At 42.4% G+C, this 24,683-nt stretch carries 25 protein-coding genes; 19 read left to right on the forward strand and 6 right to left on the reverse strand.

The features are described 5' to 3' along the window. Positions 1-469 precede the first annotated feature (469 nt). From glyA to MLE17_RS00645, 9 genes are all read left to right on the forward strand, one after another. On the forward strand, positions 470-1,750 hold the full coding sequence (glyA, locus tag MLE17_RS00605; RefSeq protein ID WP_243345457.1) for a serine hydroxymethyltransferase: 1,281 nt from the start codon (positions 470-472) through the stop codon (positions 1,748-1,750). Between the two features lie 133 nt (positions 1,751-1,883). Then, positions 1,884-2,318 carry an OsmC family protein gene (locus MLE17_RS00610; RefSeq protein ID WP_243345458.1) on the forward strand — a complete coding sequence of 145 codons (435 nt, stop codon included), beginning with the start codon at positions 1,884-1,886 and terminating at the stop codon, positions 2,316-2,318. A 150-nt stretch (positions 2,319-2,468) separates the two neighbouring features. Beyond that, positions 2,469-2,927 carry a ribose 5-phosphate isomerase B gene (gene rpiB, locus MLE17_RS00615; RefSeq protein ID WP_243345459.1) on the forward strand — a complete coding sequence of 153 codons (459 nt, stop codon included), beginning with the start codon at positions 2,469-2,471 and terminating at the stop codon, positions 2,925-2,927. 172 nt (positions 2,928-3,099) lie between these two features. Continuing rightward, positions 3,100-3,924: a tetratricopeptide repeat protein gene (locus tag MLE17_RS00620; RefSeq protein ID WP_243345460.1), complete on the forward strand. Its 825-nt coding sequence runs from the start codon at positions 3,100-3,102 to the stop codon at positions 3,922-3,924. 21 nt (positions 3,925-3,945) lie between these two features. Continuing rightward, the gene (gene pepT, locus MLE17_RS00625) at positions 3,946-5,169 is read left to right on the forward strand and encodes a peptidase T (protein ID WP_243345461.1); all 1,224 of its coding nucleotides are present in this window, start codon (positions 3,946-3,948) and stop codon (positions 5,167-5,169) included. A 16-nt stretch (positions 5,170-5,185) separates the two neighbouring features. Further along, positions 5,186-6,271, forward strand: a complete 1,086-nt coding sequence (gene gcvT / locus MLE17_RS00630; protein WP_243345462.1) for a glycine cleavage system aminomethyltransferase GcvT — start codon at positions 5,186-5,188, stop codon at positions 6,269-6,271. 70 nt (positions 6,272-6,341) lie between these two features. Further along, positions 6,342-6,986, forward strand: a complete 645-nt coding sequence (thiE, locus tag MLE17_RS00635; protein ID WP_243345463.1) for a thiamine phosphate synthase — start codon at positions 6,342-6,344, stop codon at positions 6,984-6,986. Between the two features lie 210 nt (positions 6,987-7,196). After that, a complete protein-coding gene (locus MLE17_RS00640) occupies positions 7,197-8,396 on the forward strand; it encodes a pyridoxal phosphate-dependent aminotransferase (protein WP_243345464.1) in 1,200 nt (399 codons plus the stop codon). Positions 8,397-8,422: 26 nt separating this feature from the next. Next, positions 8,423-9,667 (forward strand): ABC transporter permease, encoded by a 1,245-nt coding sequence (locus MLE17_RS00645; RefSeq protein ID WP_243345465.1) that lies wholly within the window; start codon positions 8,423-8,425, stop codon positions 9,665-9,667. Here MLE17_RS00645 and MLE17_RS00650 read toward each other — a convergent pair whose 3' ends face one another. After that, positions 9,668-10,387, reverse strand: coding sequence for a pirin family protein (locus MLE17_RS00650; RefSeq protein ID WP_243345466.1), 720 nt, complete (start codon positions 10,385-10,387; stop codon positions 9,668-9,670). Positions 10,388-10,480: 93 nt separating this feature from the next. Beyond that, a complete protein-coding gene (locus MLE17_RS00655; protein WP_243345467.1) occupies positions 10,481-10,786 on the reverse strand; it encodes a carboxymuconolactone decarboxylase family protein in 306 nt (101 codons plus the stop codon). Between the two features lie 204 nt (positions 10,787-10,990). Between MLE17_RS00655 and MLE17_RS00660 the strand changes: the two genes are divergently transcribed. The 7 genes from MLE17_RS00660 to MLE17_RS00690 all read left to right on the forward strand — a co-directional run bounded on the left by MLE17_RS00660 (position 10,991) and on the right by MLE17_RS00690 (position 18,177). Then, a complete protein-coding gene (locus MLE17_RS00660) occupies positions 10,991-11,596 on the forward strand; it encodes a TetR/AcrR family transcriptional regulator (RefSeq protein WP_243345468.1) in 606 nt (201 codons plus the stop codon). Beyond that, on the forward strand, positions 11,593-12,846 hold the full coding sequence (locus MLE17_RS00665) for a TolC family protein (RefSeq protein WP_243345469.1): 1,254 nt from the start codon (positions 11,593-11,595) through the stop codon (positions 12,844-12,846). The genes MLE17_RS00660 and MLE17_RS00665 overlap by 4 nt, the downstream gene beginning before the upstream one ends. Positions 12,847-12,913: 67 nt before the next feature. After that, positions 12,914-13,786: an HlyD family secretion protein gene (locus MLE17_RS00670; protein WP_243345470.1), complete on the forward strand. Its 873-nt coding sequence runs from the start codon at positions 12,914-12,916 to the stop codon at positions 13,784-13,786. Positions 13,787-13,870: 84 nt separating this feature from the next. After that, complete coding sequence (locus MLE17_RS00675) at positions 13,871-14,833, forward strand: ABC transporter ATP-binding protein (RefSeq protein WP_243345471.1); 963 nt, start codon at positions 13,871-13,873, stop codon at positions 14,831-14,833. Between the two features lie 35 nt (positions 14,834-14,868). Next, positions 14,869-15,594: an ABC transporter ATP-binding protein gene (locus MLE17_RS00680; RefSeq protein WP_243345472.1), complete on the forward strand. Its 726-nt coding sequence runs from the start codon at positions 14,869-14,871 to the stop codon at positions 15,592-15,594. Positions 15,595-15,741: 147 nt separating this feature from the next. Beyond that, on the forward strand, positions 15,742-16,845 hold the full coding sequence (locus MLE17_RS00685; protein WP_243345473.1) for an ABC transporter permease: 1,104 nt from the start codon (positions 15,742-15,744) through the stop codon (positions 16,843-16,845). A gap of 216 nt (positions 16,846-17,061) precedes the next feature. Then, positions 17,062-18,177, forward strand: a complete 1,116-nt coding sequence (locus MLE17_RS00690; protein WP_243345474.1) for an ABC transporter permease — start codon at positions 17,062-17,064, stop codon at positions 18,175-18,177. A 160-nt stretch (positions 18,178-18,337) separates the two neighbouring features. On the opposite strand, the gene MLE17_RS00695 is transcribed toward MLE17_RS00690, so the two are convergent. Beyond that, positions 18,338-18,787 (reverse strand): SRPBCC family protein, encoded by a 450-nt coding sequence (locus MLE17_RS00695; RefSeq protein ID WP_243345475.1) that lies wholly within the window; start codon positions 18,785-18,787, stop codon positions 18,338-18,340. A gap of 243 nt (positions 18,788-19,030) precedes the next feature. Between MLE17_RS00695 and MLE17_RS00700 the strand changes: the two genes are divergently transcribed. Next, positions 19,031-19,630, forward strand: coding sequence for a nitroreductase family protein (locus tag MLE17_RS00700; protein ID WP_243345476.1), 600 nt, complete (start codon positions 19,031-19,033; stop codon positions 19,628-19,630). A gap of 454 nt (positions 19,631-20,084) precedes the next feature. On the opposite strand, the gene MLE17_RS00705 is transcribed toward MLE17_RS00700, so the two are convergent. Then, positions 20,085-20,585: a hypothetical protein gene (locus MLE17_RS00705; protein WP_243345477.1), complete on the reverse strand. Its 501-nt coding sequence runs from the start codon at positions 20,583-20,585 to the stop codon at positions 20,085-20,087. 340 nt (positions 20,586-20,925) lie between these two features. Next, positions 20,926-21,573 (reverse strand): hypothetical protein, encoded by a 648-nt coding sequence (locus MLE17_RS00710; protein WP_243345478.1) that lies wholly within the window; start codon positions 21,571-21,573, stop codon positions 20,926-20,928. A 274-nt stretch (positions 21,574-21,847) separates the two neighbouring features. Between MLE17_RS00710 and MLE17_RS00715 the strand changes: the two genes are divergently transcribed. Together MLE17_RS00715 and MLE17_RS00720 are read left to right on the forward strand one after the other, a co-directional pair. Next, on the forward strand, positions 21,848-22,588 hold the full coding sequence (locus MLE17_RS00715) for a hypothetical protein (protein ID WP_243345479.1): 741 nt from the start codon (positions 21,848-21,850) through the stop codon (positions 22,586-22,588). An 18-nt stretch (positions 22,589-22,606) separates the two neighbouring features. Further along, the gene (locus MLE17_RS00720; protein WP_243345480.1) at positions 22,607-23,056 is read left to right on the forward strand and encodes a hypothetical protein; all 450 of its coding nucleotides are present in this window, start codon (positions 22,607-22,609) and stop codon (positions 23,054-23,056) included. A gap of 232 nt (positions 23,057-23,288) precedes the next feature. Here MLE17_RS00720 and MLE17_RS00725 read toward each other — a convergent pair whose 3' ends face one another. Further along, entirely contained in the window at positions 23,289-24,440 is a 1,152-nt protein-coding gene (locus tag MLE17_RS00725) for a glycosyltransferase (protein ID WP_243345481.1), read from the reverse strand. Between the last annotated feature and the right edge of the window lie 243 nt (positions 24,441-24,683).

Genomic DNA, 24,683 nt, shown 5'->3' on the forward strand with positions numbered 1-24,683 from the left:
CTCTATTTTTGTATTTAGGAAATCCTGTTGTCATATTTTTTCGTAAACCTTCGGCTATGTACACCACAAAAAAATCCCGCAATAATCAAACTGCGGAATTTTCATTTCAGAGGTATCCAGTAATTGGGGTGAAGCACATCAAGTCTTCTTTCTTATCCACCCTTTTTGTTTTTGCAAAGTTATGGACCAAAACATAGGAGTACAAGATGCGGTTTACCGAAGGCTTACATTAAATACAGAAACTCGTTCTATTTCTTTCCCATCCGCTTTTCACACGAATTGCAAAACACTTTGCCCAACAACTCCAAGCCATACTAAAGGATTATTCCCCTTAATTGTTTCACTGGTCAATTTTCCATTGCTTTCTCTCTGCATTATGGACATAAAGTCTTATCTTTGCGCCTTAAAAATCAAATCCAGCCATACTTTGGCCATTATTTTCTTTGTATAAAACTAAAGCAACAATACAATGAAACGAGACAACGTTATTTTTGACATCATTGAGAAGGAACACCAACGCCAGTTGAAAGGTATTGAGTTGATCGCTTCTGAAAACTTTGTAAGTGATCAGGTAATGCAAGCTATGGGCTCATGCCTGACTAACAAATATGCTGAAGGTTATCCCGGCAAACGCTATTATGGCGGTTGCGAAGTAGTTGACCAAAGCGAACAAATCGCTATTGATCGCCTGAAAGAGCTTTTCGGTGCTGAATGGGCAAACGTTCAGCCTCACTCTGGCGCTCAGGCTAACTTAGCGGTATTCTACGCTGTAATGAATGCCGGAGATAAGTTTTTAGGTCTTAACTTGTCTCACGGTGGTCACTTAACTCACGGTTCTCCTGTAAACTTCTCAGGCTTGATGTACCACGCTCTTGAGTACAATGTGCGTGAGGATAATGGCATGGTAGATTACGATCAAATGGAAGAGGTTGCATTGCGCGAACGCCCGAAAATGATCATTGGTGGTGCTTCTGCTTACTCTCGCGATTGGGACTACGCCCGCATGCGTCAGATTGCTGACAAAATCGGCGCTATCCTTTGGGTGGACATGGCTCACCCTGCCGGTATGATTGCTGCTAAAGAATTGAAAAGCCCGCTTCAACATGCACATATCGTAACGTCTACAACACACAAAACATTACGTGGCCCTCGCGGTGGTGTAATCTTGTTAGGTCAGGATTTTGATAACCCTTGGGGTAAAAAAACACCTAAAGGTGAAATCAAAAAGATGTCGGCCTTGTTAGATTCTGCAGTATTCCCGGGTGCACAAGGTGGTCCGTTGGAACACGTAATTGCAGCTAAAGCTGTAGCATTCAGTGAGGCTTTGGCTCCTGAATTTACAACTTACCAAAAACAGGTAAAAAAGAATGCCGCTGTTATGGCTCAGGCATTTATGGATAAAGGTTACAAAATTGTTTCAGACGGTACTGAAAACCACTGTATGCTGATTGACCTTCGTACCAAATTCCCGGAATTGACTGGTAAAATGGCTGAAAATGCATTGGTAAAAGCAGACATCACCGTAAACAAAAACATGGTTCCTTACGATAGTCGTTCTCCTTTCTTAACTTCTGGTATCCGCGTTGGTACCCCTGCTATTTCGACTCGTGGTGCTAAAGAAGATTTGATGCTCGAAATCGTAGAGATGATGGACACTGTGCTTTCAAACCCTAACGATGATGCGGTTGCCAAAGCTGTTTGCGAAAAAGTAAACAAGACTATGGTGGAATATCCTATCTTTGCTTGGTAATCAGGCTTTTTTCATCTGAACATTCTATTTGCTGAAACGTTTATTCGTAAGCATATTACCCGAAATGCCTCTTAACTCTGTTTTGAGGCATTTCGTCATAATAACATTACATAAACATGAACAGCAAATAAATATGGCAGCGAAAATTACAATGAAGTGGCAGGACGGAATGAGCTTTGAAGCTACAATCGGCGACAACAAACTAACAATTGATGCAACTCCGGAACACGGGGGGAAAGGCAAAGGCCCTGACCCAAAGCCGTTAATGCTTACAGCATTAGCCGGTTGTTCAGGCATGGACGTAGTCTCCTTACTCGCTAAAATGCGGGAAAAGCTGGAAGAGTTTGACATGACAGTCGAAGCCGATATGACTGAAGAACACCCTAAAGTATATACCAGATTCACTATCGAATACCATCTCAAAGGGGAAACTCTTAATCAGGATAAAGTAATAAAGTCGGTTAAGATGTCGCAGGAAAAATATTGCGGTGTAGCGGCAATGCTTCGTAAAGTCGCTCCTCTTGATTTCAAGATATTCTTAAACGAAAAGCAATTGTCAATAGATTAGACAATTGCACATATTATTTACATTCAACTCCTCCAAATTTCTAATTTCAAACCATCATTTAAAAGTGCTTTTACTTCTCTATTCTGTTTTATTTACCTAATTTTGAATCGTAAAAACCAGAATAAGAAGTAAAAACTACATTAGAATAATATGAGCATTTTAAAATCAGGAAAACCCATTGGCATTGCATGCGACCATGCCGGGTATGAATTAAAACAATATCTGTTGGAAGTTTTCAAACAAAAAAAAATCGAAGTTGTTGACTTTGGAACAAACTCGACAGACAGCGTTGACTATTCCGATTACGCACACCCTTTGGCTGAAGCGGTTGAACGTGGCGAAGTATATCCGGGCATCGCTATCTGCGGAAGTGGTAATGGCATCAACATCGCGCTAAACAAACATCAGGAAATTCGCGCCGGACTTTGCTGGAGCGTAGAAATTGCCCGTTTGGTACGCCTGCATAATGATGCAAACGTATTGGTAATGCCTGGCCGTTTCATCTCTAAAGAAGAGGGAATGTTCATCGTGGACACTTTCCTGAATACCGATTTTGAAGGCGGTCGCCACCAGTGCCGCATCGACAAAATACCGGTAAAAAAACAATAACATCAAATATGAGGAAAGCCTGTCGCCCTTTGCTACAGGCTTTTTTTATGCCCTTTTCGAAGGAAATATACCTTCAACTAGTACTATTTATCGTTTCTCGATTATTTTTTCAATGTAATAATACCTCTCTTTGGTGCGGATAAATTAATTTAGGGCTCAAATCAAAATCAGAATGAAAAGATACGCATTATCGCTATTCTTCATCGGCGGAAGTCTTGTTAGTGGCTTCGCCCAAACCTATAATGAATGGGTGGAACAATCGTTTAAAGCATTAGCAGATAAAGACACAGTTAAAGCAGAAATGTGTCTAAAGAGCGCATTGCGGAAAGAACCCGCCAATCCGCAGAACTCATTAATACTCTCGAATCTGGGAACAGTCCAACGCATGATGGGACACCGTCTGGATGCACTCGCGTCCTACTCTGATGGGTTATTGTTTGCGCCTAACTCTGTTGCTATTTATATGAATCGCGCTGCTCTCTTTCTGGAAATGGACAGTCTGCAAAGTGCATTAAATGATTACTCCCTTGCAATCGAACTGGACAATAAAGAGGTGGATGCTCTGCAAATGCGAGGCAAGATTTACATGGAAAAAGCAGATACTGTTTCAGCCAAAAAAGATTTTGCACGCATTCTGGAAATAGACCCCAACAATCGTGAAGGCAAAAAAGGAATCGCTCTGATATGCAAGCTTCAGGGTAATTTCCAGGAAGCAGAAAAGCTATATAACTCCCTGGTTAAAGGAAATATAAAAGACCCGGAATTATATCTGAACCGTGCAGAACTATATTATTTCACAAAAAAATATGATAAAGCACTCTCTGATATTACCAAATCCATTGATCAGGATAATAACAATCCTGCCGCTTATTTTCTTCGTGGAAAAATCAATTGGGGTCTCTATGATCGTATTGATGCCAGAAAAGATCTCCTCAAAGCGAAGCAATTGGGGTATGATGCCAAACAGGTTGACAATTGGCTACATAAAATCAAATAATTGAAGAATACACAACGTAGTATGGAATTAATAGATCGCTTTTTACAATACGTCAAATTTGACACCCGCTCAAATGACACGACACATCTGACACCCAGCACTCCCGGACAACTTATATTTGTCCAACATCTCGAACAAGAGCTAATTGCAATGGGCATGCGCGATGTTCTTCTGGATGATAATGGTTACCTAATGGCTACTTTACCGTCCAATACGGATAAAAATGTTCCAGTAATCGGATTTATATCCCATCTGGATACTAGCCCGGATATGACTGGAAAGCACGTTACACCACGGGTAGTTAAATACGAAGGAAATGATATCGTATTAAATGAAGAGGATGGTACAATTCTATCACCTAATGATTTTCCTGAATTAAACGACTACCTCGGACAAGATATAGTTGTAACAAATGGCAAAACCCTGTTAGGTGCAGACGATAAAGCCGGTGTAGCCGAAATAGTATCGGCCATGAAATACCTTATCGCCCATCCAGAAATTAAACATGGAAAAATCCGCATTGGATTCACGCCAGATGAGGAAATCGGACAGGGTGCGCACAAGTTTGATGTGGAAAGATTTGGGGCTGATTGGGCCTATACGATGGATGGCGGAGCAATTGGCGAACTGGAATTTGAAAATTTCAACGCAGCTCAGGCTAAAATAACCTTCAAGGGGCGTAACGTTCATCCGGGATATGCAAAGCGCAAAATGCTCAATTCCATCCGGATTGCAAATGAATTCATCACCATGCTTCCCCGTTGGGAAACACCGGAACATACCGAAGGATACGAAGGTTTCTACCACCTTATAAACTTTGAAGGAACGGTAGAAGAAACCACTATCACCTATATTATCCGCGACCACGATAAAGACCGGTTTGAACGCCGGAAAAAGGAATTTGAACATCTGGTCAGAAAAACAAATACGGAATTTCCCAATTGTGCAACGCTGGAACTGAAAGACCAATATTATAACATGCGGGAAAAAATCGAACCGGTGATGCAGATTGTAGATATTGCCCATGAAGCAATGATACAGGTTGGCGTGAAACCTCTGGTTAAACCGATCCGGGGAGGAACCGACGGCTCACAGCTTTCGTACAAGGGACTCCCCTGCCCGAATATCTTCGCGGGAGGGCATAATTTCCACGGCCGCTATGAATATGTACCGGTTCAATCAATGGAAAAAGCGATGCAGGTCATTGTCAAAATCGCGGAACTGGTTGCTGAGAAAGAACTTTAAAACACCTTATATCACCATGAAAACAACACCATTTACCAGCATTCACGAGGCGTTGGGAGCCAAAATGCTCGAATTTGCCGGATATAACATGCCTATAGAATACAGTGGCATTATCGACGAACATATGAACGTGGTCAATAACGTCGGAGTTTTCGATGTGTCACATATGGGTGAATTTTGGGTAAAAGGCCCGAATGCTCTGTCATTTCTGCAAAGCATAACCTCCAACGACCCGGCATTACTTAGTATCGGTCAGGCTCAGTACTCTTGCTTTCCTAATGAAAAGGGAGGAATTGTAGACGACATCCTGGTTTATCACATGGAGCCGGAGAAATATATGATTGTAGTCAATGCTGCCAACATCGAAAAGGACTGGAACTGGTGTATCACACACAATCAGGCCGAAGCCACTATAGAAAATGCTTCAGAAAGAACTGTCCTATTAGCGGTACAGGGACCCAAAGCCATTGACGTTATCCAAAAACTGACTCAAGTGAAATTGAGCGAAATTCCATACTATCATTTTGCTGTTGGTGAAGTTGCGGGCGTAAAAGAAGTCATTATTTCAAATACCGGATATACCGGCGCCGGAGGTTTCGAGCTGTTTTTTTATCCGGAATATGCAGAGCAAATCTGGAACGCTTTGTTTGAATCCGGGGCTGAATTCGGTATCAAGCCGGCTGGACTGGGTGCTCGCGACACCCTTCGTCTGGAAATGGGTTTCTGCCTGTATGGCAACGACATAGACGATACTACTTCAACCATTGAAGCAGGTCTTGGCTGGATTACAAAGTTCACCGAAGGAAGAAGCTTTTCATCCAGAGCGATTTTTGAGAATCATAAAAACGAGGGGGTCTCCCGTAAGCTATGTGGATTCCGCATGGTCGATAAAGGAATTCCCCGTCACGATTACGAAATCGTAAACGAAAAGGGTGAAATTATTGGTAAAGTCACATCCGGCACCATGTCACCAACCACCAAAGAGGGTATTGGATTAGGCTATATAAAGACGGAATTTTCAAAAACAGGAACGAAAATCTTTATCCGAATCAGAAACCGAGATCTGAAAGCTGTGGTTGTCAAGCCGCCTTTTAGAAAATAACAAACTGAATATCATGGCGATTGTCAAGACAATCGCCATTTTCATGAACAGGATAATATTGAGCTAAATAATGAAAAAAGCATTTGACCTATCCCTATATCTCGTTACGGACCGTTCATTATCACTCGGTCGGTCGCTGCCGGAGGTAGTGGAAAAAGCCGTGGCAGGTGGTGTAACGATGGTTCAGTTAAGGGAAAAAGATTGTACGACCAAGGAATTTATCGAATTAGCTGTTGCTATCAAGAAAATCACCGCACCGAAAAATATCCCTCTGATTATCAATGACCGCGTAGATATAGCATTGGCTGCCGAAGCCGATGGAGTACATGTAGGGCAGAGTGACATGAGTTGTCATTTGGTTCGCAAACTGATGGGAAAAGAAGCGATAATCGGACTTTCGATTGAAAATGAAGCTCAGGCCATAGAGTGTGCTGACTGGGATATTGATTACATTGGCATTAGCCCTGTATTCTCCACTCCCACTAAAACCGATACAGCACCGCCACTGGGACTGAAAGGCATCCAGCGAATCCGGGAAATATGCCCGCACCGGATTGTGGGCATTGGAGGAATTAATCAAACCAATCTTGATCGGGTTATTCATGCGGGTTCGGAAGGGGTTGCACTGGTAAGCGCTATCTGTTCTGCTGCTGATATCGCCCTCGCATCCCAACAGCTAAAACAACAACTCGACCAAGTCAAATCTTCGCTCTGATTTGACTTATGAATAAAATTGAGCCGCTTGGCAGCGATTGTTCGGGATTTATTTGTTAAAACCCCATTTTGATAATAAATTTGCAGGCTCAAAGAAAACACAAACTACCAATAGTGGAATTTAAGTTTCGGTTCAGCACTGTAAATGCTTTTTTCAAGCATTCATACAAGAAGAACCGGATGAGATGACGGCTAAATAAATTATTAAAAGATGCCCGGAATATCAGACCGCGGGGTGAAAATGCCCGCTTCGCCTATTCGTAAATTAGTACCGTTGGCTAATCAAGCCAAAGAAAGAGGTGTGAAGGTGTATCACCTGAACATCGGTCAGCCTGACCTTCCTACTCCAGAAGTGGGTATCCAGGCCATTCGTAACATTGACCGTAAGATATTGGAGTACAGTCCCAGTGAAGGTATTGCCTCATTACGTCAGAAACTGGTAGGATACTACGCGAAATTCAACATCAATGTGAGCGCGGAGGAGATTATCATTACTACCGGAGGTTCCGAAGCGGTATTATTTGCATTTTTGGCGTGCCTTGATCCGGGTGACGAGATCATCGTCCCTGAGCCTGCTTATGCCAACTATATGGCCTTTGCTATTTCAGCCGGTGCGATCATCAAGACTATCCCAACAACCATCGAAGAAGGCTTCTCACTTCCTCACGTCGATAAATTCGAGGAACTGATAACAGAACGCACCAAAGGTATTCTGATCTGTAACCCCAATAACCCGACCGGCTATCTCTACACTCAGAAAGAGATGAACCAGATCCGTGATTTGGTCAAAAAATACGATCTGTTCCTTTTCTCGGATGAAGTTTACCGTGAATTTTGCTATACCGGTGCACCATATATCTCGGCTTTCCACCTCGAAGGCATCGAAGATAATGTTGTACTGATTGACTCTGTCTCAAAACGTTACAGCGAATGCGGCATCCGTATCGGTGCTTTAATCAGCAAAAATAAAACAGTTCGCGACAGTGTCATGAAATTCTGCCAGGCTCGTCTGAGTCCTCCGTTGATCGGACAGATCTGTGCTGAAGCTTCACTGGATGCTCCGGATGATTATTTACTGAATACCTACAACGAATACGTTGAGCGCCGTAAGTTCCTGATTGATGGGCTAAACCGCATTCCGGGCTGCTACTCGCCTATTCCGATGGGTGCTTTTTACACCGTAGCAAAACTTCCGGTAGATGATGCCGATAAGTTCTGTGCTTGGTGCCTGGAACATTTCGAGTACGAAGGTCAGACTGTCTTTATGGCTCCGGCTTCGGGATTCTATACCACGCCCGGCATTGGCCGTAATGAAGTACGTATTGCTTACGTCCTGAAAAAAGAAGATCTGGCAAATGCACTGATAGTTTTGCAAAAAGCACTGGAAGCTTATCCGGGTAAAACAATCTGATAGTTGGTTTCTTTTTGAATTAAACTATGAATCTGGAATATTTTATAGCGAAAAAGATACATTTCGGCACTGAGGGGGAGAAGCGGGTTTCTCCCCCTGCTGTTCGTATAGCTACCATCGGTGTGGCATTGGGACTTATGGTAATGATATTATCAGTCGCTATTGTAATCGGATTCAAACAAGAGATTCGCAACAAGGTAATCGGATTTGGCTCTCACGTGCAGATCACCCATCTGGACAGCAATAACTCTTACGAAATGCAACCCATTAACGTAAGTCAGCGATTGTTGAATGATGTAAAGCACACCAATGGAGTAATGCATGTGCAGGAATTCGCGACCAAACCGGGTATTATCAAGTTGGAAAATGATTTTCAGGGCGTTGTATTGAAAGGCATTTCAAAAGACTACGACTGGAACTTTTTCAAATCCAACCTGGTGGAAGGCGAGGTTCTCAAATTTGACAGTGATGCAACTTCAAACGATATAATGATCTCCAAAACACTGGCTAATAAACTCAGGCTGAAAGTTGGAGATAGCTTCCTAACTTATTTTGTAGAAAACAATGTACGTGTTCGTAAATTTCACGTTAAAGGCATTTATCAAACCAACTTCACCGAATACGATAAAGCATTCATTCTTGCAGACTTACGTCATATTCAAAAGCTAAACGGTTGGGACCCGGAACAAGCCGGAGGTCTGGAAGTATTGGTTAACGACTACAATCAACTTGCTCCTATTGCCGATGAGCTAGGTCAAAAACTTACTAACCGCGAAGACATTTACCACAACAATCTTTACGTTCGCTCCATCAAGGAAATCAATCCACAGGTATTTAGCTGGCTCGACTTGCTGGATATGAACGTCTGGATTATCCTGATCCTGATGATATCTGTGGCCGGATTTACAATGATTTCAGGGCTGTTGATCATTATTCTGGAACGGACCAATATGATTGGCATCATGAAAGCAATGGGAGCCAATGACCTGAGCATTCGCAAGATTTTCCTTTATGTGTCTTTTTTTCTGGTTGGGAAAGGGATGATTTGGGGAAATGTAATCGGCCTAGGCATTTGCATCCTTCAGCAACAATTCCACTTCCTCAAACTCGACCCTGAGGTCTATTATCTGACTTCAGTACCTATTGAACTAAACTGGGGAATACTGCTACTATTAAATCTCGGAGCTATGATTGTATCCATGCTGATGTTGGTAGGTCCCTCCTATTTGATCGCCAAAATCCGCCCGGCCCAGTCTATCCGATTCGAGTAATCAAAGCTTCATTGGAACTTCCATCAGCAGAATTTCCGCATCCTGAGAAAGGGCTTTAATTGAAATCTGAGCTGTATCGTAAATTCCAAGCCCATCACGTCTTTCAAGCACTTTTCCATCAATCTCGATGGTCCCCTTAACTACAAGAGCATAAACCCCATTTCCTTTTGCTTTTATCTGGTATTCCAAAGCAAAGTCTTTATCGAACTCACCCAAATGAAACCACGCATTCTGGTGAATCCACACACCTTCATCTTCCGTATTCGGAGAAAGAATCTGTTGGAGCTTATTCCGGCGATCCGCCACATTGAGACTAATTTGCTGGTAACGCGGAATCACATTCTTTTTATTGGGAAATACCCAAATCTGAAACAACTTCAACCCTTCTGAACGGTTAGCATTGTATTCGCTATGTTGAATACCCGTTCCGGCACTCATTACCTGTACATCTCCATGGTAAATAACGGAGGTATTCCCCATGCTGTCCCTGTGTTCCAAATCACCTTCCAACGGAATGGTAATGATCTCCATATTATCATGCGGGTGCGTTCCAAACCCCATTCCCGGTGCAATATAGTCATCATTAATCACCCTTAATGCACCAAAATGGATTCGTTCGGGATCATAATACCCTGCAAAACTGAAGGTGTGATAAGTATCGAGCCATCCGTGGTTAGCATGCCCACGGGAATTGGCCTTATGTAAGATGTAATTTGCCATAATCTTTACTTTTAAATGATCTGACAAAGTTACATTCCCAACAGGTGAAGAGGGTAGCACTTATAGGAAACAGTGTGGCAGTTTTAAGAAATCCTATTCCGCTTTATCATAAACCTCAAGAGCAACGGGTAAACAACTTGCAACACCTTTCAGTCCGCAAACTGATAAAGTAATCAGAATAGTATCCTTGATTTCATCGCGGGTAGCACCCAATTGCTTTGCCATAGCCACATGATAATATACGGCTGTAGTATCGCCCATGGCTGCTTTTATCCCGATATAGACGAGTTGTTTTGTCCTGGCGTCCAGCCCTGATGTTGATTTTAAAGCCTCTATCAGCCCGTTAAACGCTTCCGCCACTTCCGGCGCTTCTTTCTGAAAAACTTCCATTGGATTCATTGTGTTCTATTTTAGTGGATTATTACTACTTCAAAATTAATCATTCAAAAGAAATCAAGACTAAGATTCTCATTTTTATCGATTGAAAATCCGCACTTACCAACCAATTTAACCATTTGGTCAATATTTTCGTTTAACCATTTGGTTAAATCAGAAAAACACATTTACTTTGCCGTACAGTTTAACCATTTAGTTAAATACAAAATGAACAAAGATATCAGTACAGAAGAAAAAATTCTGGAAGCAGCCCGTCAGGTGTTCTACCGCAAAGGTATGGATGGGGCGCGTATGCAGGAAATAGCCGATGAGGCCGGAATTAACAAGGCGCTGCTCCATTATTATTTCAGGAGTAAAGAGAAATTGTTTGAAGCTGTCTTTCAGGAAGTAATCAAAGGATTCTTCCGTTCGATCGAGAAAACGCTTTATGCAGAACTGCCACTAACCGAGAAAGCCGAGTTTATTGTCGAACGCTACATTACGATGATCGAAAGCAACCCGTTTGTTCCTCAATTTATCATCAGCGAAATCAACCGGAATCCGCAAATGCTTCGAAACGTAATGATGAGCGAAAAACTAAATCCACAAACCCTTGTCAATGTTTTTGGAAAACCAAATGATGAAAATCAGCAATCCAAATACGATCCCCGACAAATGGTTATCAGCCTTCTGGGAATGGTGATATTTCCGTATGCTGCCCGTAACCTCTTGCAAATGATTTACTTTGATGGAGATGAGGCGGAATATTCAAAGTTCCTGACTGACCGGAAAGAATTTGTAAAAACCATGATATTAAAAATGTTGACAACATGAAGCGACTAATATTCATTTTATCCGCAACATTAGGATTAACAACAATGCAGGCTCAGGAAATCTCACTGGACAGTTGCCAGAGTTGGGCCAGGCAAAACCATCCCCTGCTGAAACAATCCGGTGTTATTGACGAAATATCGTCGTTAAAGCAAAAAAGCATCGAATCCGGGAATCTACCACAAATAGACCTTACAGGCAGAGCTACCTACCAATCCGATGTTACCAAGCTTATGACTTCAAATCCCAACTTCAACCTCAGGGATTTGTCGAAAGATCAATATAAACTCTATATCGACATCAAACAGAAGCTGTACGATGGTGGCATCTCCAAAAGTCGCAAGACAATGGAAGAGGTTGACCGAAAGATTTCTCAACAACAAAAAGAAGCAGACCTGTATAAAATCAGGGAAACGGTAAATCTGCTTTTCTTCCAGTCCCTGACCCTTCAGGAAAACAAAAACATTCTGAAGCTAAAAAAGCAGATGCTGGACGAACGAATTGCAGTGGTCGCTTCGGCAGTGAAAAACGGCATGGAGCTACTCAATGATTTAGACAACCTGAAGTCTGAGCAACTCCTGACCGACCAGCAATTGACCGAAATCGAAGCCGGACAACAAACCTCAGCTGATTTGCTAAGTATTATCACCGGCAAGAGTATTTCGGCTACAAGTAAATATTCAATGCCTGTAGTTGCTGACGATAACAAAAAGATCACACGTCCGGAGTTAAAGCTATTCTCTCTGCAAAAAGAGAAACTGGATAGTAATAAAAAGCTGCTCGATGATAGTCGAAAGCCTTACGCGTTCGCTTTTGGGCAAGTCGGCTACGGACGGCCCGGATTGAATATGCTGAATGACGGTTTTGACGATTGGTATATGGTAGGACTGGGTGTTTCCTGGAATATCTGGGACGGACGGAAATCTAAACATGACCGTGCTATCATTCAAAAGCAAAAAGGGCTGATTGATATTCAGCAGGAGAATTTTGAACGAAGCATCAATCTATCTGCCACTCAAGAGCGTAACAATGTCGGAAAAATGACTAGACTGATTGAAAGCGACCGGCAAATCGTTGCCCTGAAAGAGCAAATTGCCAAACGCTCGGCATCTGCTTTGGATAACGGCACGCTAACATCGGCCGACTATATCCGCGATCTTAACGCTTCTCTGCAAAGCAAAATATCTCTCGAAATTCATAAGATTCAGAAAATACAGGCATTAATCAATCTGAATACAATTCTTGGAAACTGACTTATTCGATTTTAGTAAAAGACAAAAGATATTTAGACAGAAAATAAAACCTATAAAACAACTCATTATGAAAAAACTACTCATACTTCCGCTGTTGGTATTAGCCGCTTGTTCGGGTAAAAAGGATCTTCCTGACGCTTATGGAAACTTTGAAACAGATGAAATTACCATATCTTCCGAGAATGGAGGCAAAATTGTCGATCTTCGTATCCACGAAGGAAGCGATATCAAAGCTGGTGACATTATCGCCATCACCGATACAGTGAATCTAAATCTCCAACGTCAACAATTGCTGGCACAAACCCAATCGGTCGAAGCACAATTAGCCAACGTGCAAGCTCAAATGGCTGTTTCTGACCAGCAAATTAGCAATCTCGGCAAAGATCAGGTACGCATCAATAAAATGTTGACCGATGGTGCTGCTACCCCAAAACAAAAAGATGATGTTGAAGGACAAATTGCTCTGGCACACAAACAAAAAAATGCATCCGCGTCACAGCTTCAGTCCATTCGCAAACAGGCAGATGCTGTAAAAGCTCAAATCAACGTGTTAAACGACAAAATCCGTAACGCATTTATAAAGGCGCCTGTCAACGGAACTATTCTGGAGAAATATGCCGAAATGGGGGAATTCTCGGTTCCTGGAAAAGCAATCTGCAAAATGGCTGATTTGGAGTCTCTGATTCTCCGGGTATATATCAGCGAAAATCAACTTGCCTCCGTCAAAATCGGACAAAAAGTGAAGGTTAATATTGATGCCGGAGATGATAAAATGAAGGAACTGCCGGGACAGATCGAATGGATTGCTTCTCAGGCTGAGTTTACTCCTAAAATCATCCAGACCCGTGAAGAACGTGTCAAACTGGTCTATGCCGTTAAAATACGGGTGCAAAATGATGGTTCGTTGAAGATTGGAATGCCGGGAGAGGTAAAATTCTAGCCACTCATAAAGACTTTCAAGGGACAGTTCTGTTAGTATATTTAACATCATTCCCTCAATCAATCATCCCCTCATTCCCTATTTATGATACACATTAATAACTTACATAAATCCTACGGCGAAACCGTCGCACTAAAGGACATCACCCTGCAAGTCAATGAAGGAGAACTCTTCGGGCTTATCGGGCCGGATGGTGCCGGAAAAACTACGCTGATGCGCATTCTGATGTCGCTCATGCTTCCGGATGGGGGTATTGCTCGTTTGGACGGATTGGACGTATGCAAAGACTACAAACAGGTACGCCAGATTACAGGGTATATGCCCGGGCGCTTCTCGCTTTATCTCGATTTGAGTGTAGAAGAGAATCTCGAGTTCTTTGCGACTGTATTCGATACTACGATTGAAGAAAATTACGATTTGATCAATGATATCTATTGCCAGATCGAGCCATTTAAAAAGCGTCGGGCAGGGAAACTTTCGGGTGGAATGAAGCAAAAACTGGCACTCTCCTGTGCATTGATTCACAAACCCAAAGTACTGATATTGGATGAACCGACCACCGGAGTAGATGCCGTTTCCCGTAAAGAGTTCTGGGAAATGCTGATGAGGCTAAAGAAGCAGGGGATTACAATTCTAGTATCTACCCCCTATATGGACGAAGCGTCACTCTGCGACCGGATTGCATTGATCCAGGAAGGTCATATCTTTACGGTAGATACTCCGGAAAAGATTGCTGCCGGTTTTCATGAAGATATTTGGGCTATTAAATCTCCGGTTCTGTATGAAACGTCTAAAAAGCTCCAGAATTTGCCCAATATGATTTCTGTAAATAGCTTCGGGCAGGAATTGCATCTGGTCACACCCAAAGGGCTCTATTCAGAGTCGTCTATTTCGGACTTTTTGAAGGATGCTGGTGAAGTTGGATTTGAAATCAATACAACGAAAGCATCCATTGAAGATGTTTTCATACTGTTTATGAATGGGACCTCCCCTCCCGATAACTATCGGGTCCTTCCGAAGGAGGGGCTTACTGACGCAGGTCTTTGAAATATTAGCTCGTTATTCCTGAAACAAAAACAACTATGACCCAAGATACAGTCATTTCAGTCAAAAATATGGTGAAAAAATTTGGCAATTTCGTGGCCAATGACAATCTCAACTTTGAAGTTCACCGGGGAGAAATCTTCGGATTTCTGGGAGCCAATGGTGCCGGAAAGACCACGGCTATCCGTATCCTTTGCGGCCTCTCTACTCCTACTTCCGGTGAAATGAAAGTGGCCGGATTTGATATATATAAAGAGACCGAAAAGATCAAAAAGAATATCGGCTACATGAGCCAGAAGTTTTCTCTCTATGAAGACCTGACCATTCATGAAAATATCCGATTCTACGGTGGAGTTTATGGAATACCACCTTCTGAACGGAAGAAAAAAACAACAGAAATGCTCGATCGTCTTGGTCTGACACCCTATGCCGACCGCAAAATCGGAGACCTGCCATTGGGCTGGAAACAAAAGCTGGCTTTTTCCATTGCTATTCTGCATGATCCGCATATTGTGTTTCTCGATGAACCCACCGGAGGGGTTGACCCTGTCACCCGCCGTCAATTCTGGAATCTGATCTATGAAGCGATACAAAAGGGCATCACCGTTTTTGTCACCACACACTACATGGATGAAGCAGAGTATTGCGACCGGATTTCTATCATGAACGAAGGAAAAATCGTAGCGCTGGACACACCGGAGAATCTGAAGAAGCAGTACAATGCAAAGAACATGGATGAGGTGTTTCTGAAGATTGCGAGGTAAGACCTCCCTCGCCCCCTCCGAAAGAGGGGAGATTAAGGGTACTCCATTATTCTACTGAGATGAGACATAAAAAATAACCAATTAATATCCGCACTCCCTACTCTCTCCCATTTGGGGAGGGCCGGGGTGGGGTCTTCCCTTTTAACTATGAAACGATTTTACGCTTTTGTCAAAAAGGAGTTTCTCCATATTTTCCGCGATAGACGGACTTTGGTTATCCTTTTCGGGATTCCCATTGTGCAACTGTTGCTTTTCGGTTATGCACTTTCGAGTGAGGTAAGGGACGTAAAAGTAGCGGTGGCCGATTTTTCCAAAGATGAACTATCGCGCAAGATTACCAACCAGATTGCAGCCTCTCCCTGGTTTCAGCTGGTTACCGTAACGGATAATCCCGCCCAATACGAAGAGCTTTTGCGTAGCGGTCAAGCCAAAGAGATCATCGTCTTTGAGCCAAAGTTTGCTCAAAAGCTGACTCATCAGGGTAAAGTATCCGTGCAATTGATTGCCGATGCTTCTGAGCCAAACACAGCACAGCTGGTAGTCAATTATACTACGGCGATCATCAACAGCAATATGCAGGCTACGGCAGCAAAACTGTCGATCAAACCGGACATTGACATCAAGACCCGCATGCTCTATAATGAAAACATGAAGGATGCCTTCAACTTCATCCCGGGATTGATGGCAATGATCCTGATGCTGATTTCTGCTATGATGACAGCCATCACCATTGCCCGCGAAAAAGAGATGGGAACGATGGAGATCCTCCTCGCCTCTCCGTTAAAACCGATTCAAATCATCCTGGGCAAGGTCACACCTTACATGATTCTTTCCATTCTGAATGCGATTGTGATTGTCGGGTTGGGGACATTCCTCTTTGGCCTTCCTATTCGGGGTGAACTGATGTTATTGATGTTTGAGGTGTTACTGTATATCTTCCTGGCATTGAGCCTGGGGATTATGATTTCAACGATCGCAGCGAATCAGATGGTGGCGATGGCGATTTCGGGATTTGTATTAATGCTTCCCTCTATCCTTTTGTCCGGGTTTATCTTCCCGATAAAAAACATGCCGCTTCCATTGCAGGTAGTCGCTCAGGCAATGCCTCCCCGTTGGTTTGTGGAAACGGTACGCATGGTAATGCTCAAAGGGGCGGACCTGACGTTGGTTTGGAAACATACATTGATTATGATCGGTTTTTCCGTATTGTTTATTGTAATCAGTATGAAGAAATTTAAGGTGAGATTATGACCTCCCCCTGCCGAATGCTATCAGGACCCTCCGAAGGAGGGAAAAACACTAACTGCAACCGGATAAGGTTCACCCCTAAATCCCCTAAAGGGGACTTATAAAGTGCAAAATATTAACTGAATACGTGTTTAACAACCCTCTTGCCGTAGTAAAATCAATGTTTCCACTGCGGCAAAGTCCCCTTCAGGGGATTTAGGGGTTTAAATGATCATAAACATGAAAATCCTCTTTTACATCCTTCAAAAGGAATTTACCCAGATATTCCGCAACAAGAGTATGCTGCCGATCATCTTTGCCATGCCGATGGTGCAGATGCTGATACTGGTGTTTGCCGCCACCTTTGAGATCAAGCAGTTGGATATATCAGTGGTAGATAACGACCACTCTCCTGCTTCGCGTCAACTGATTCATCAGGTGATGGGAAATAAACTCTTTCATGTGGATTATTTCCCCACCTCAGCCAAAGAAGCCGAACTTCTGATTCAAGCGACCAAGACTGATCTGGCATTAGTAATCCCGAAAGACTTCGACAAGAAGCTTACCCTGCACGAAGGAGCCGATGTGCAGATACTCGTAGATGCTATTAATGGTAATGCGGCACAGTTGGGCTCGGCCTACCTCTCCAACATCATTACCGATTTTGCCCATCAGATACGGGTAAAAGAGGCGGTGGTGAGCCAGATGCAACCGACGACGATCAATGTCACCCCCTCCTTCTGGTACAATGCGGAGCTGAATTACAAATTCTACATGGCGCCGGGGATTCTCGTGATCCTGATCACCATTGTGGGGATGTTGCTGGGAAGTATGAATCTGGTGCGGGAGAAGGAACTGGGAACGATTGAGCAAATCAACGTTACTCCGATCAAAAAATGGCAGTTCATTGCGGGAAAATTGCTCCCCTTTCTGGTCATTGGACTCTTTGATCTTGCTTTTGGTCTGACGTTGGCCAAACTGGTCTTTAGCATTCCCATCCGGGGAAGCCTGCCACTGCTCTTTTTCCTCGCCTCTATCTATCTGGTGCTGGTATTGTCGGCCGGACTCTTTATCTCGACCATCAGCGAGACGCAGCAACAGGCGACCTTCTCGGTCTATTTCTTTATGATGGTCTTCCTCCTGATGAGTGGGCTCTTCACTCCGGTGGAGAGTATGCCGCTGTGGGCGCAACGGCTCGATTACATCAATCCGCTCTACTATTTTGTCAAAATCATGCGGGGGGTGATTCTCAAAGGCGCCGGTTTGGCCGATGTTTTCCGCGAGTTTGCGGCGTTGGTGGTGTATGCTTCCATTATGTTTTCGCTTGCGATTATGCGGTACCGGAAGACGTCCTGACTTGTTTTAGTATCACAGAGAACAACAGAGATTTTGCACAGAGGACCACAAAGGTTTTCTTATGCAGCGAGGGGGCAACTTTGTGTTTGCCCCCTCGCTGTTTGTATGAAATCTTACTTACATACCTTTTTTGTTCTACACCCTATAATACTTCCTCTATTCAAGCGTCCGGGATATCCGGTTCTACCAGATTCTTCAGTTTTTCCAGAGACTCTTGCCATCCGAGATAGCACATTTCAACTGGAATGACAGCCGGAATATTCGTTTGAATGATATGTAATTCTGTACCACAGATCACCTCTTTCAGCGTGATGGATGTTACCATTTCTCCCGGCAAATTAGGATCATCAAACTGATCCGTGTACATTATAAATTCATTCTGAATCAATTCCTGATAAGTACCACCAAAGGAGTGTCCGTTTCCCGTCGAAAAATTCACAAAAGACATCCTGAATTGTCCGGCAACCTTTACATCCATACTATGGACTATACATAAAAAACCATACGGAGGTATCCACGATGCGAGCGCAAGAGGATCTGTAAAAGCACGATAAATCTTTTCGGGAGTTGTTTTTAGCACTCTGTGAAGTGCAACACTGTTATGTTCCATAATTCCATGATTTAATTAGTGTAACCTCTGTTTCCGACCCGTTCACATTAAAGGATGTGCAGCAATCAGACATTACATCTAACAGAATCACATAGTCACTGGTTCATGTCTGGTCGTTGTAGTAACCTTACACATATCTTTTCCTGAATGTACCACACCATTACCGTTTTGTGTAATTCCTGAGAGAATTATGGTCATAACTTTGTTCTATAAATAAGTAACAAATAAAAAGGAGATAAAATCATGGCAAAAGATTTTTATGCAGCTGTAGCTGACAGACGCACATTCTATGGAATAGGAAAAGAAATAAAAGTTTCGGATGAGAAAATAGAAGAGGTGGTTGCTCATGCAGTAAAACACACTCCGTCAGCGTTTAACTCACAGAGTGCAAGGGTAGTGCTTTTATTAAAGTCCGAACACGACAAATTGTGGAACATCACGATGGAAGCATTGCGAAAAATTGTTCCACCTGAAAAGTTTACTCCGACAGAGGAAAAGATCAATTCTTTTAAAAGCGGTTATGGGACTGTTTTGTACTTTGAAAACAGCAGCGTGGTTGAGACTTTTCAAAAAAAATTCCCTCTTTACGCGCATAACTTTGCGATTTGGTCTCAGCAATCTAACGGGATGTTACAATTCGTGATCTGGAGCGGACTTGAATTGGAGGGACTCGGTGCTTCATTGCAGCACTACAATGAACTGATCGAAGAGGAAGTAAAAAAAGAATGGTCATTACCTGCTGACTGGAAATTGACGGCCCAAATGCCGTTCGGGGCTCCTACGTTCCAACCTGGGGAGAAACAATTCAACCCGCTTTCTGAGCGACTATTTGTTTACAAATAATCACTGCAACCCAACAAAAAAAACGTCTGACAGATTATATTTCTATCAGACGTTTTTTTGTTTCCCCTAGCGCGAGATTAGCGAAGCGTTCTCGTGCTGGAAATTTAAACAGCTTGTAGCTGTTTTAGAATTCGAAGAATTCAGTACTACAAATATACGCTCATTAAGCTTATTGAAAAAGACAGCTACAAGCTGTCTCAGTTTTGGGCACGGGTTACGCTTTCGCTAAACCCGCGCCAGTGAGGGGACTCTGACTCAAATTGTTTCAGTTTTCAAACTGAATTTTCTCTCAGGTATCTTATCCTACGATCTTCTCAGTCATAGACTGCATTTCCAGCACAAGACCCCGCTGCGCTCAGACTCGCGAAACACTGACTACCATTGATTAAAATTGCGCGAAAGAGGGATTACGCTTTCGCTAAAGCCACGTCAGTGGGGGTACTCATTTCTTCATTTATTTCCCAGCGTTTCTCCAAACATAAATAGACATACTGCATATAAAAATTCCTACTAATAGTGTCGCAATACTTGCTTTGCTATGATTATGCTTCACTTCGTCAATTTGTAAATAATTCTCACCGTTTATTTCTACTTGATAAAGGTCTGAATTAAAATAATCCGCTGAGTGTTTTCGGAAGTAAATTGAAACGACATCTCCTTTTTTTACCGTTTGAAAAAAGTCGCTGTAATTTTGGCTTGGTCTAAAAACTCTAATGTTTTGGTCAAGACCGGCAATTTCGAGAGCCACAAATTTTTTATTAATACTAACCTTTCCACCTACAACTGAACTCTTGTCGGTCAGATAGAAATTTGTCAAAGTCCCTGTGAAGTGTGCTAAGTCAGATAGGTTAACTTGGTTTTCATTATGAACCTTATATGAAACTGCTAAACACAATGAGCCCAAAGCTAATGTCATAATGGTTGCATATATTTTTTTGAAAAGCATTTTGTTCATTCTGTTTATTTTGTTATCATTTTTTGTCTGTCAGTTGCGTTTGCTTTGTCTTCAAATAGTAGCTAGTAATAAGTACTTATCCTCCCCAATTCTTTCAAGCCTAAAATCCTGCACTCAGCACCTAGTTCTATTCTTCGCGCAGCAGGTACTTGGACACAAAATAGATTCAGTTTTCAAACTGAATATCCTCTCAGGCATCTTATCCTACTATCTTCTCAGTCACAGACTGCGCTGGTTTCCAGCACAAGTTCCCGCTGCGCTAAAACTTGCGCTAGGCACTGAATACCTTTAATTAGACTTGCGCGAAAGAGGGGCTTAAACTTACGTTATTAGGCCCTATCTATTTGTGATTAATCTTACGTGATATAGGAGATGTTTCTATTTTACACTTAAATTCTCCAGACCTATATTCGACAATTCCATATCGATCTTTTGTATGAAGATAAAAAGACCCATATATAATTTCTTCTTTTAAATAGTCTGGCTTATTTAAAACCAGTTTCTGACATTTAATTTCCGGATAATATTTCTTCGCTCCTTCTATAATATTATCAGAAGTTCGATATGGTAATATTGAATATTTATTTTTCACTATCGTTATATTCAAACCATCACTTGTAAATCCTGTATTAAAACACATATCAACAATTAACGTGTCATTTTTCAGAAGTGCACTACAATGATAATTTTTCAATTGACAAGCATACGTACTTCTCATCTTTTCATTTATCACTGATTTGTATATATTACATGTTTGCTTATGCATAGCTGTATCTCCAAAAAAGGGCTCTTTATAGAATGTTTTATCAATAGCCTCAAAAGAAGGATCATTGGGTAATTGCAAATTATATTCTAATGTAGACCAAACATATTTTCTATTGTATCTATTGTAACTAAAATATAGCGATAACGAAAAGAGTATTATGAAAACAGATACTCCCATAATAATCGTTGATTTTACTTTTACAGACAAATTGCATGTTTTCATATATAGAATGCTTTAGACGACTTATCCCGCCACAAACCTACCAATTCCCCCGCACATCTCCAACCCTTTCGAAAGATATTATTAACCGAATCAATCAAAACAAAAACATTTTTCTGCAATAAAATTCTTTTTGATGTATTTGCCAATTAATTTATTTTCTATATTTGCAAAGTAAGCTAAGTGATATTCACGTAATACAGGAATAATCATCATGCTTACAACAAAGCATTTAGAGATTAACAACTGTTTTACTCACCTATCAAAATCACACATTATGGCTAACAAAAAGATTTATTCATGCACTGACATCGAGATGGTGACTGCCAGCCTAATCATTGCCGGACACTTCGAAGAGCATTTCACGGAACTCTCTCCCCTGCGTGGCAATTGGACTCCGGACTATCTGAAAGACCTGAAAAAGCGAATCAATGACACTTCTACTAAGTATGTAAGTTCAGACAACCTGAAGGGACAACGTGATGCTACTTACAGCCTGCAAGAGATTCAAAGTGCAGCTAAGAACGACGTGGCTTTCTTCAAAACCCAGGTAGAAGAAGATTTCAGGGACAATCCCTCTTTTTGCAGCGAAACATTGAAGACGCTGAGTATCGAAAAGTACATCCGCGATGTACAGAGGGGAAGCCACGAGGCGCTTTCGGCACTGCTGATTGGATTTAACAACGGGATGACCGAGGCTTTGCGGCAGTCCGTTACGGCTAAGGGAATAAACGGAACATTGATTGATAGAATCATCAGCTATACAGATGCATTCCAGACCGCCAATGTAACTCAGGAGATACAAAAATCAACCTCCAAAAGCAATACACAGGAGGCTACCGACGCGCTAAACGGAATTTACACCGAAATAATCAGCATTTGCAAGTATGCCTCAAAACACTATAAAAATGATAAACTCCGCAAGGATCGTTTTACCTTTGGCAAAGTGGTGGCGCAACTGAGCGGTGGCAGCAAGCCATCATCAGGAACTACCCCGACTGACAATCCGACTACATAATCCGCTTTCGATAAGCGGTTGACACAGACAAAAGGCTCTCTGCACCAGCGGGGAGCCTTTTTTGCATTCATCCATGAAGGGGTAAATCTCATAGAAAAGAGTCTGACACAGATCGAAATCAGTTTGACAGACATAGAAATTAGCTTGACAGAGATCGAAATCAATTTGACAGACATAGAAATCAACTTGACAAAGATCGAAATTGGTTTGACAGAGATAGAAATCATCTTGACAAAGATCGAATTCAGCTTGACAGAAATAGAAATCGGTCTGACAGAGATAGAAATCATCTTGACAAAGATCGAAATCGGTCTGACAGAGATCGAAATCAATTTGACAGAGATAGAAATGATGTTGACAGAGATTGCCAATTTAAATCAAAAAAGCCGTATAACCGGCACTTACTGGCTGATTAAACGGCTTTTCCGTTTTATTGACCGGGTATCCCAAAAGTCAATTCTTTCATAATCAAACTTACATATTGATAGTTCGTCTGTTCTTTCCGCCCCTAATTGGCTACGCCGATCTTCGATTCCCCTGAAGGGGACTTTGAAGAGTGGGATTTAGTTCCAGATTTGCACTTTCAAACATCCCCTTTAGGGGCTTGGGGCGGTTTGTACTTACAATTTGTTACTCTTGAATTAATGATTTTTCTTTTGGGACATCCGGTCAAAAATATAGGACATATAAAGAAAATATCTTACTTCTTCTTACTCGTTCTCCCTTTTATGCGGTAGATAAAGTCAACCATCGGCTGCCACAGGTCATATACCGGCAGAAGTAAATAATAGTATTGTTCGCCCCATATCTTCGCTGTCTTTCTGAAAACAATAGTCTGTGGGATGAAACGTCCCAGGAAGAAAATCCCTCCCGCTACCGCCAATATCCAGTGGCAGAAACTTAAAACAAACATTGTGATGATGGCTGCATAAAACAGATAACGGGTCAAACTCTCGAATCCGAAAGTCAGGGCGCCCCGTTTTTTCAGGTAGCGGGAAGTGATGGCATAAGCCAGTTTCTGCTCGCGCCAGGCTTTATCGAAGAGGTAGTAATCAGCACGGGTAATGGCCTCTTCCGCAATCTCGATGCGGGTATTCTCACGGTAAGCCACACGGTTGATGAAGAGGTCGTCGTCGCCGTCACGCAGGTTGAGATAACCGGAATAGCCTCTGTTTTTGAAAAACAGCTCTTTGCGGTAAGCCAGATTGCGGCGTACTCCCATAAAAGGATTTCCACCCAATGCCAACCCCAGGAAGCGCATGTTGAAAAATAGATTATCCAAAGAGCGCCAAGCTGATGCTATGGCCTCGGGGAATAAATAGGAAGTATAAAGAATCACCACCTGGGTATCTTCGGTAAAGTTGCGGGCCACTGTAGCGATCCACTCCTCTCCCGCCACCTCACAGTTGGCATCGGTGGTCAGAATCCAATCGTATTTTGCCGCTTTAATCCCAACGCTCATTGCCAGCTTGCGACGGCTGTGGTTTTTAGCTTCTTCGGGAATATAGGTCTGGTAAAGATGCGGATTGGTCGGTTCGAGCTGGGCAAGTACCTCTTTTGTCTCATCGGTGGATCCATCATTAACCACGATGACCTCAAACTTCGGATAGTTTTGTTTCAGGATGGCCGGCAGGAACTTTTCCAGATTCTCGGCATCGTTGCAGGCATACACCACCACCGAAACCGGCGGCTGCTCGGTAGTATAGGATATATCTCCCCGCTTCTGCTTTTTGGTTTGGACAATGATACGTCTGTAAAGCGTAAGTATGTAAATAAGCTGGACTACCAGAAACAGAAAAGCTGCACCGACAAGGATTAATTCAGGGATGGAGATGTAGTTTGTTAAAATCATAGCGTGGTTCTCTTACAAAGTTGGTGCAAAGATAGCTTTTTTTAATCCTTTAAGGATGCTCAACGAGTCATTACCGGCAAGAAAAAACATAATCTTCCGTCATCTGTTTTATTTTAAAGAAACTATCCTGAACAGCTTAGTCCAAATGTCTTTTGAAGTGCCACCCAAACATCTGAATGATGTAGTATTGCATAACCTGAAGCAAAGACGTTCGTAATCTAAACCTTATAATCTTCTCATTTT

The sequence above is a fragment of the Parabacteroides sp. FAFU027 genome (assembly GCF_022808675.1).
Lineage (GTDB): Bacteria > Bacteroidota > Bacteroidia > Bacteroidales > UBA7332 > CAXXIC01.

Excerpts from the sequence above, each read along its gene's own strand:
- MLE17_RS00645 (WP_243345465.1), top strand. The coding sequence starts at position 8,423 with ATGAATCTGGAATATTTTATAGCGAAAAAGATACATTTCGGCACTGAG.
- MLE17_RS00705 (WP_243345477.1), bottom strand. The coding sequence starts at position 20,585 with ATGAACAAAATGCTTTTCAAAAAAATATATGCAACCATTATGACATTA.
- MLE17_RS00700 (WP_243345476.1), top strand. The coding sequence starts at position 19,031 with ATGGCAAAAGATTTTTATGCAGCTGTAGCTGACAGACGCACATTCTAT.
- MLE17_RS00665 (WP_243345469.1), top strand. The coding sequence starts at position 11,593 with ATGAAGCGACTAATATTCATTTTATCCGCAACATTAGGATTAACAACA.
- MLE17_RS00655 (WP_243345467.1), bottom strand. The coding sequence starts at position 10,786 with ATGAATCCAATGGAAGTTTTTCAGAAAGAAGCGCCGGAAGTGGCGGAA.
- rpiB (WP_243345459.1), top strand. The coding sequence starts at position 2,469 with ATGAGCATTTTAAAATCAGGAAAACCCATTGGCATTGCATGCGACCAT.
- MLE17_RS00670 (WP_243345470.1), top strand. The coding sequence starts at position 12,914 with ATGAAAAAACTACTCATACTTCCGCTGTTGGTATTAGCCGCTTGTTCG.
- MLE17_RS00660 (WP_243345468.1), top strand. The coding sequence starts at position 10,991 with ATGAACAAAGATATCAGTACAGAAGAAAAAATTCTGGAAGCAGCCCGT.
- MLE17_RS00620 (WP_243345460.1), top strand. The coding sequence starts at position 3,100 with ATGAAAAGATACGCATTATCGCTATTCTTCATCGGCGGAAGTCTTGTT.
- MLE17_RS00610 (WP_243345458.1), top strand. The coding sequence starts at position 1,884 with ATGGCAGCGAAAATTACAATGAAGTGGCAGGACGGAATGAGCTTTGAA.
- thiE (WP_243345463.1), top strand. The coding sequence starts at position 6,342 with ATGAAAAAAGCATTTGACCTATCCCTATATCTCGTTACGGACCGTTCA.
- MLE17_RS00710 (WP_243345478.1), bottom strand. The coding sequence starts at position 21,573 with ATGAAAACATGCAATTTGTCTGTAAAAGTAAAATCAACGATTATTATG.
- MLE17_RS00725 (WP_243345481.1), bottom strand. The coding sequence starts at position 24,440 with ATGATTTTAACAAACTACATCTCCATCCCTGAATTAATCCTTGTCGGT.
- gcvT (WP_243345462.1), top strand. The coding sequence starts at position 5,186 with ATGAAAACAACACCATTTACCAGCATTCACGAGGCGTTGGGAGCCAAA.
- pepT (WP_243345461.1), top strand. The coding sequence starts at position 3,946 with ATGGAATTAATAGATCGCTTTTTACAATACGTCAAATTTGACACCCGC.
- MLE17_RS00690 (WP_243345474.1), top strand. The coding sequence starts at position 17,062 with ATGAAAATCCTCTTTTACATCCTTCAAAAGGAATTTACCCAGATATTC.
- MLE17_RS00650 (WP_243345466.1), bottom strand. The coding sequence starts at position 10,387 with ATGGCAAATTACATCTTACATAAGGCCAATTCCCGTGGGCATGCTAAC.
- MLE17_RS00715 (WP_243345479.1), top strand. The coding sequence starts at position 21,848 with ATGGCTAACAAAAAGATTTATTCATGCACTGACATCGAGATGGTGACT.
- MLE17_RS00695 (WP_243345475.1), bottom strand. The coding sequence starts at position 18,787 with ATGGAACATAACAGTGTTGCACTTCACAGAGTGCTAAAAACAACTCCC.
- MLE17_RS00675 (WP_243345471.1), top strand. The coding sequence starts at position 13,871 with ATGATACACATTAATAACTTACATAAATCCTACGGCGAAACCGTCGCA.
- MLE17_RS00680 (WP_243345472.1), top strand. The coding sequence starts at position 14,869 with ATGACCCAAGATACAGTCATTTCAGTCAAAAATATGGTGAAAAAATTT.
- MLE17_RS00640 (WP_243345464.1), top strand. The coding sequence starts at position 7,197 with ATGCCCGGAATATCAGACCGCGGGGTGAAAATGCCCGCTTCGCCTATT.
- MLE17_RS00685 (WP_243345473.1), top strand. The coding sequence starts at position 15,742 with ATGAAACGATTTTACGCTTTTGTCAAAAAGGAGTTTCTCCATATTTTC.
- glyA (WP_243345457.1), top strand. The coding sequence starts at position 470 with ATGAAACGAGACAACGTTATTTTTGACATCATTGAGAAGGAACACCAA.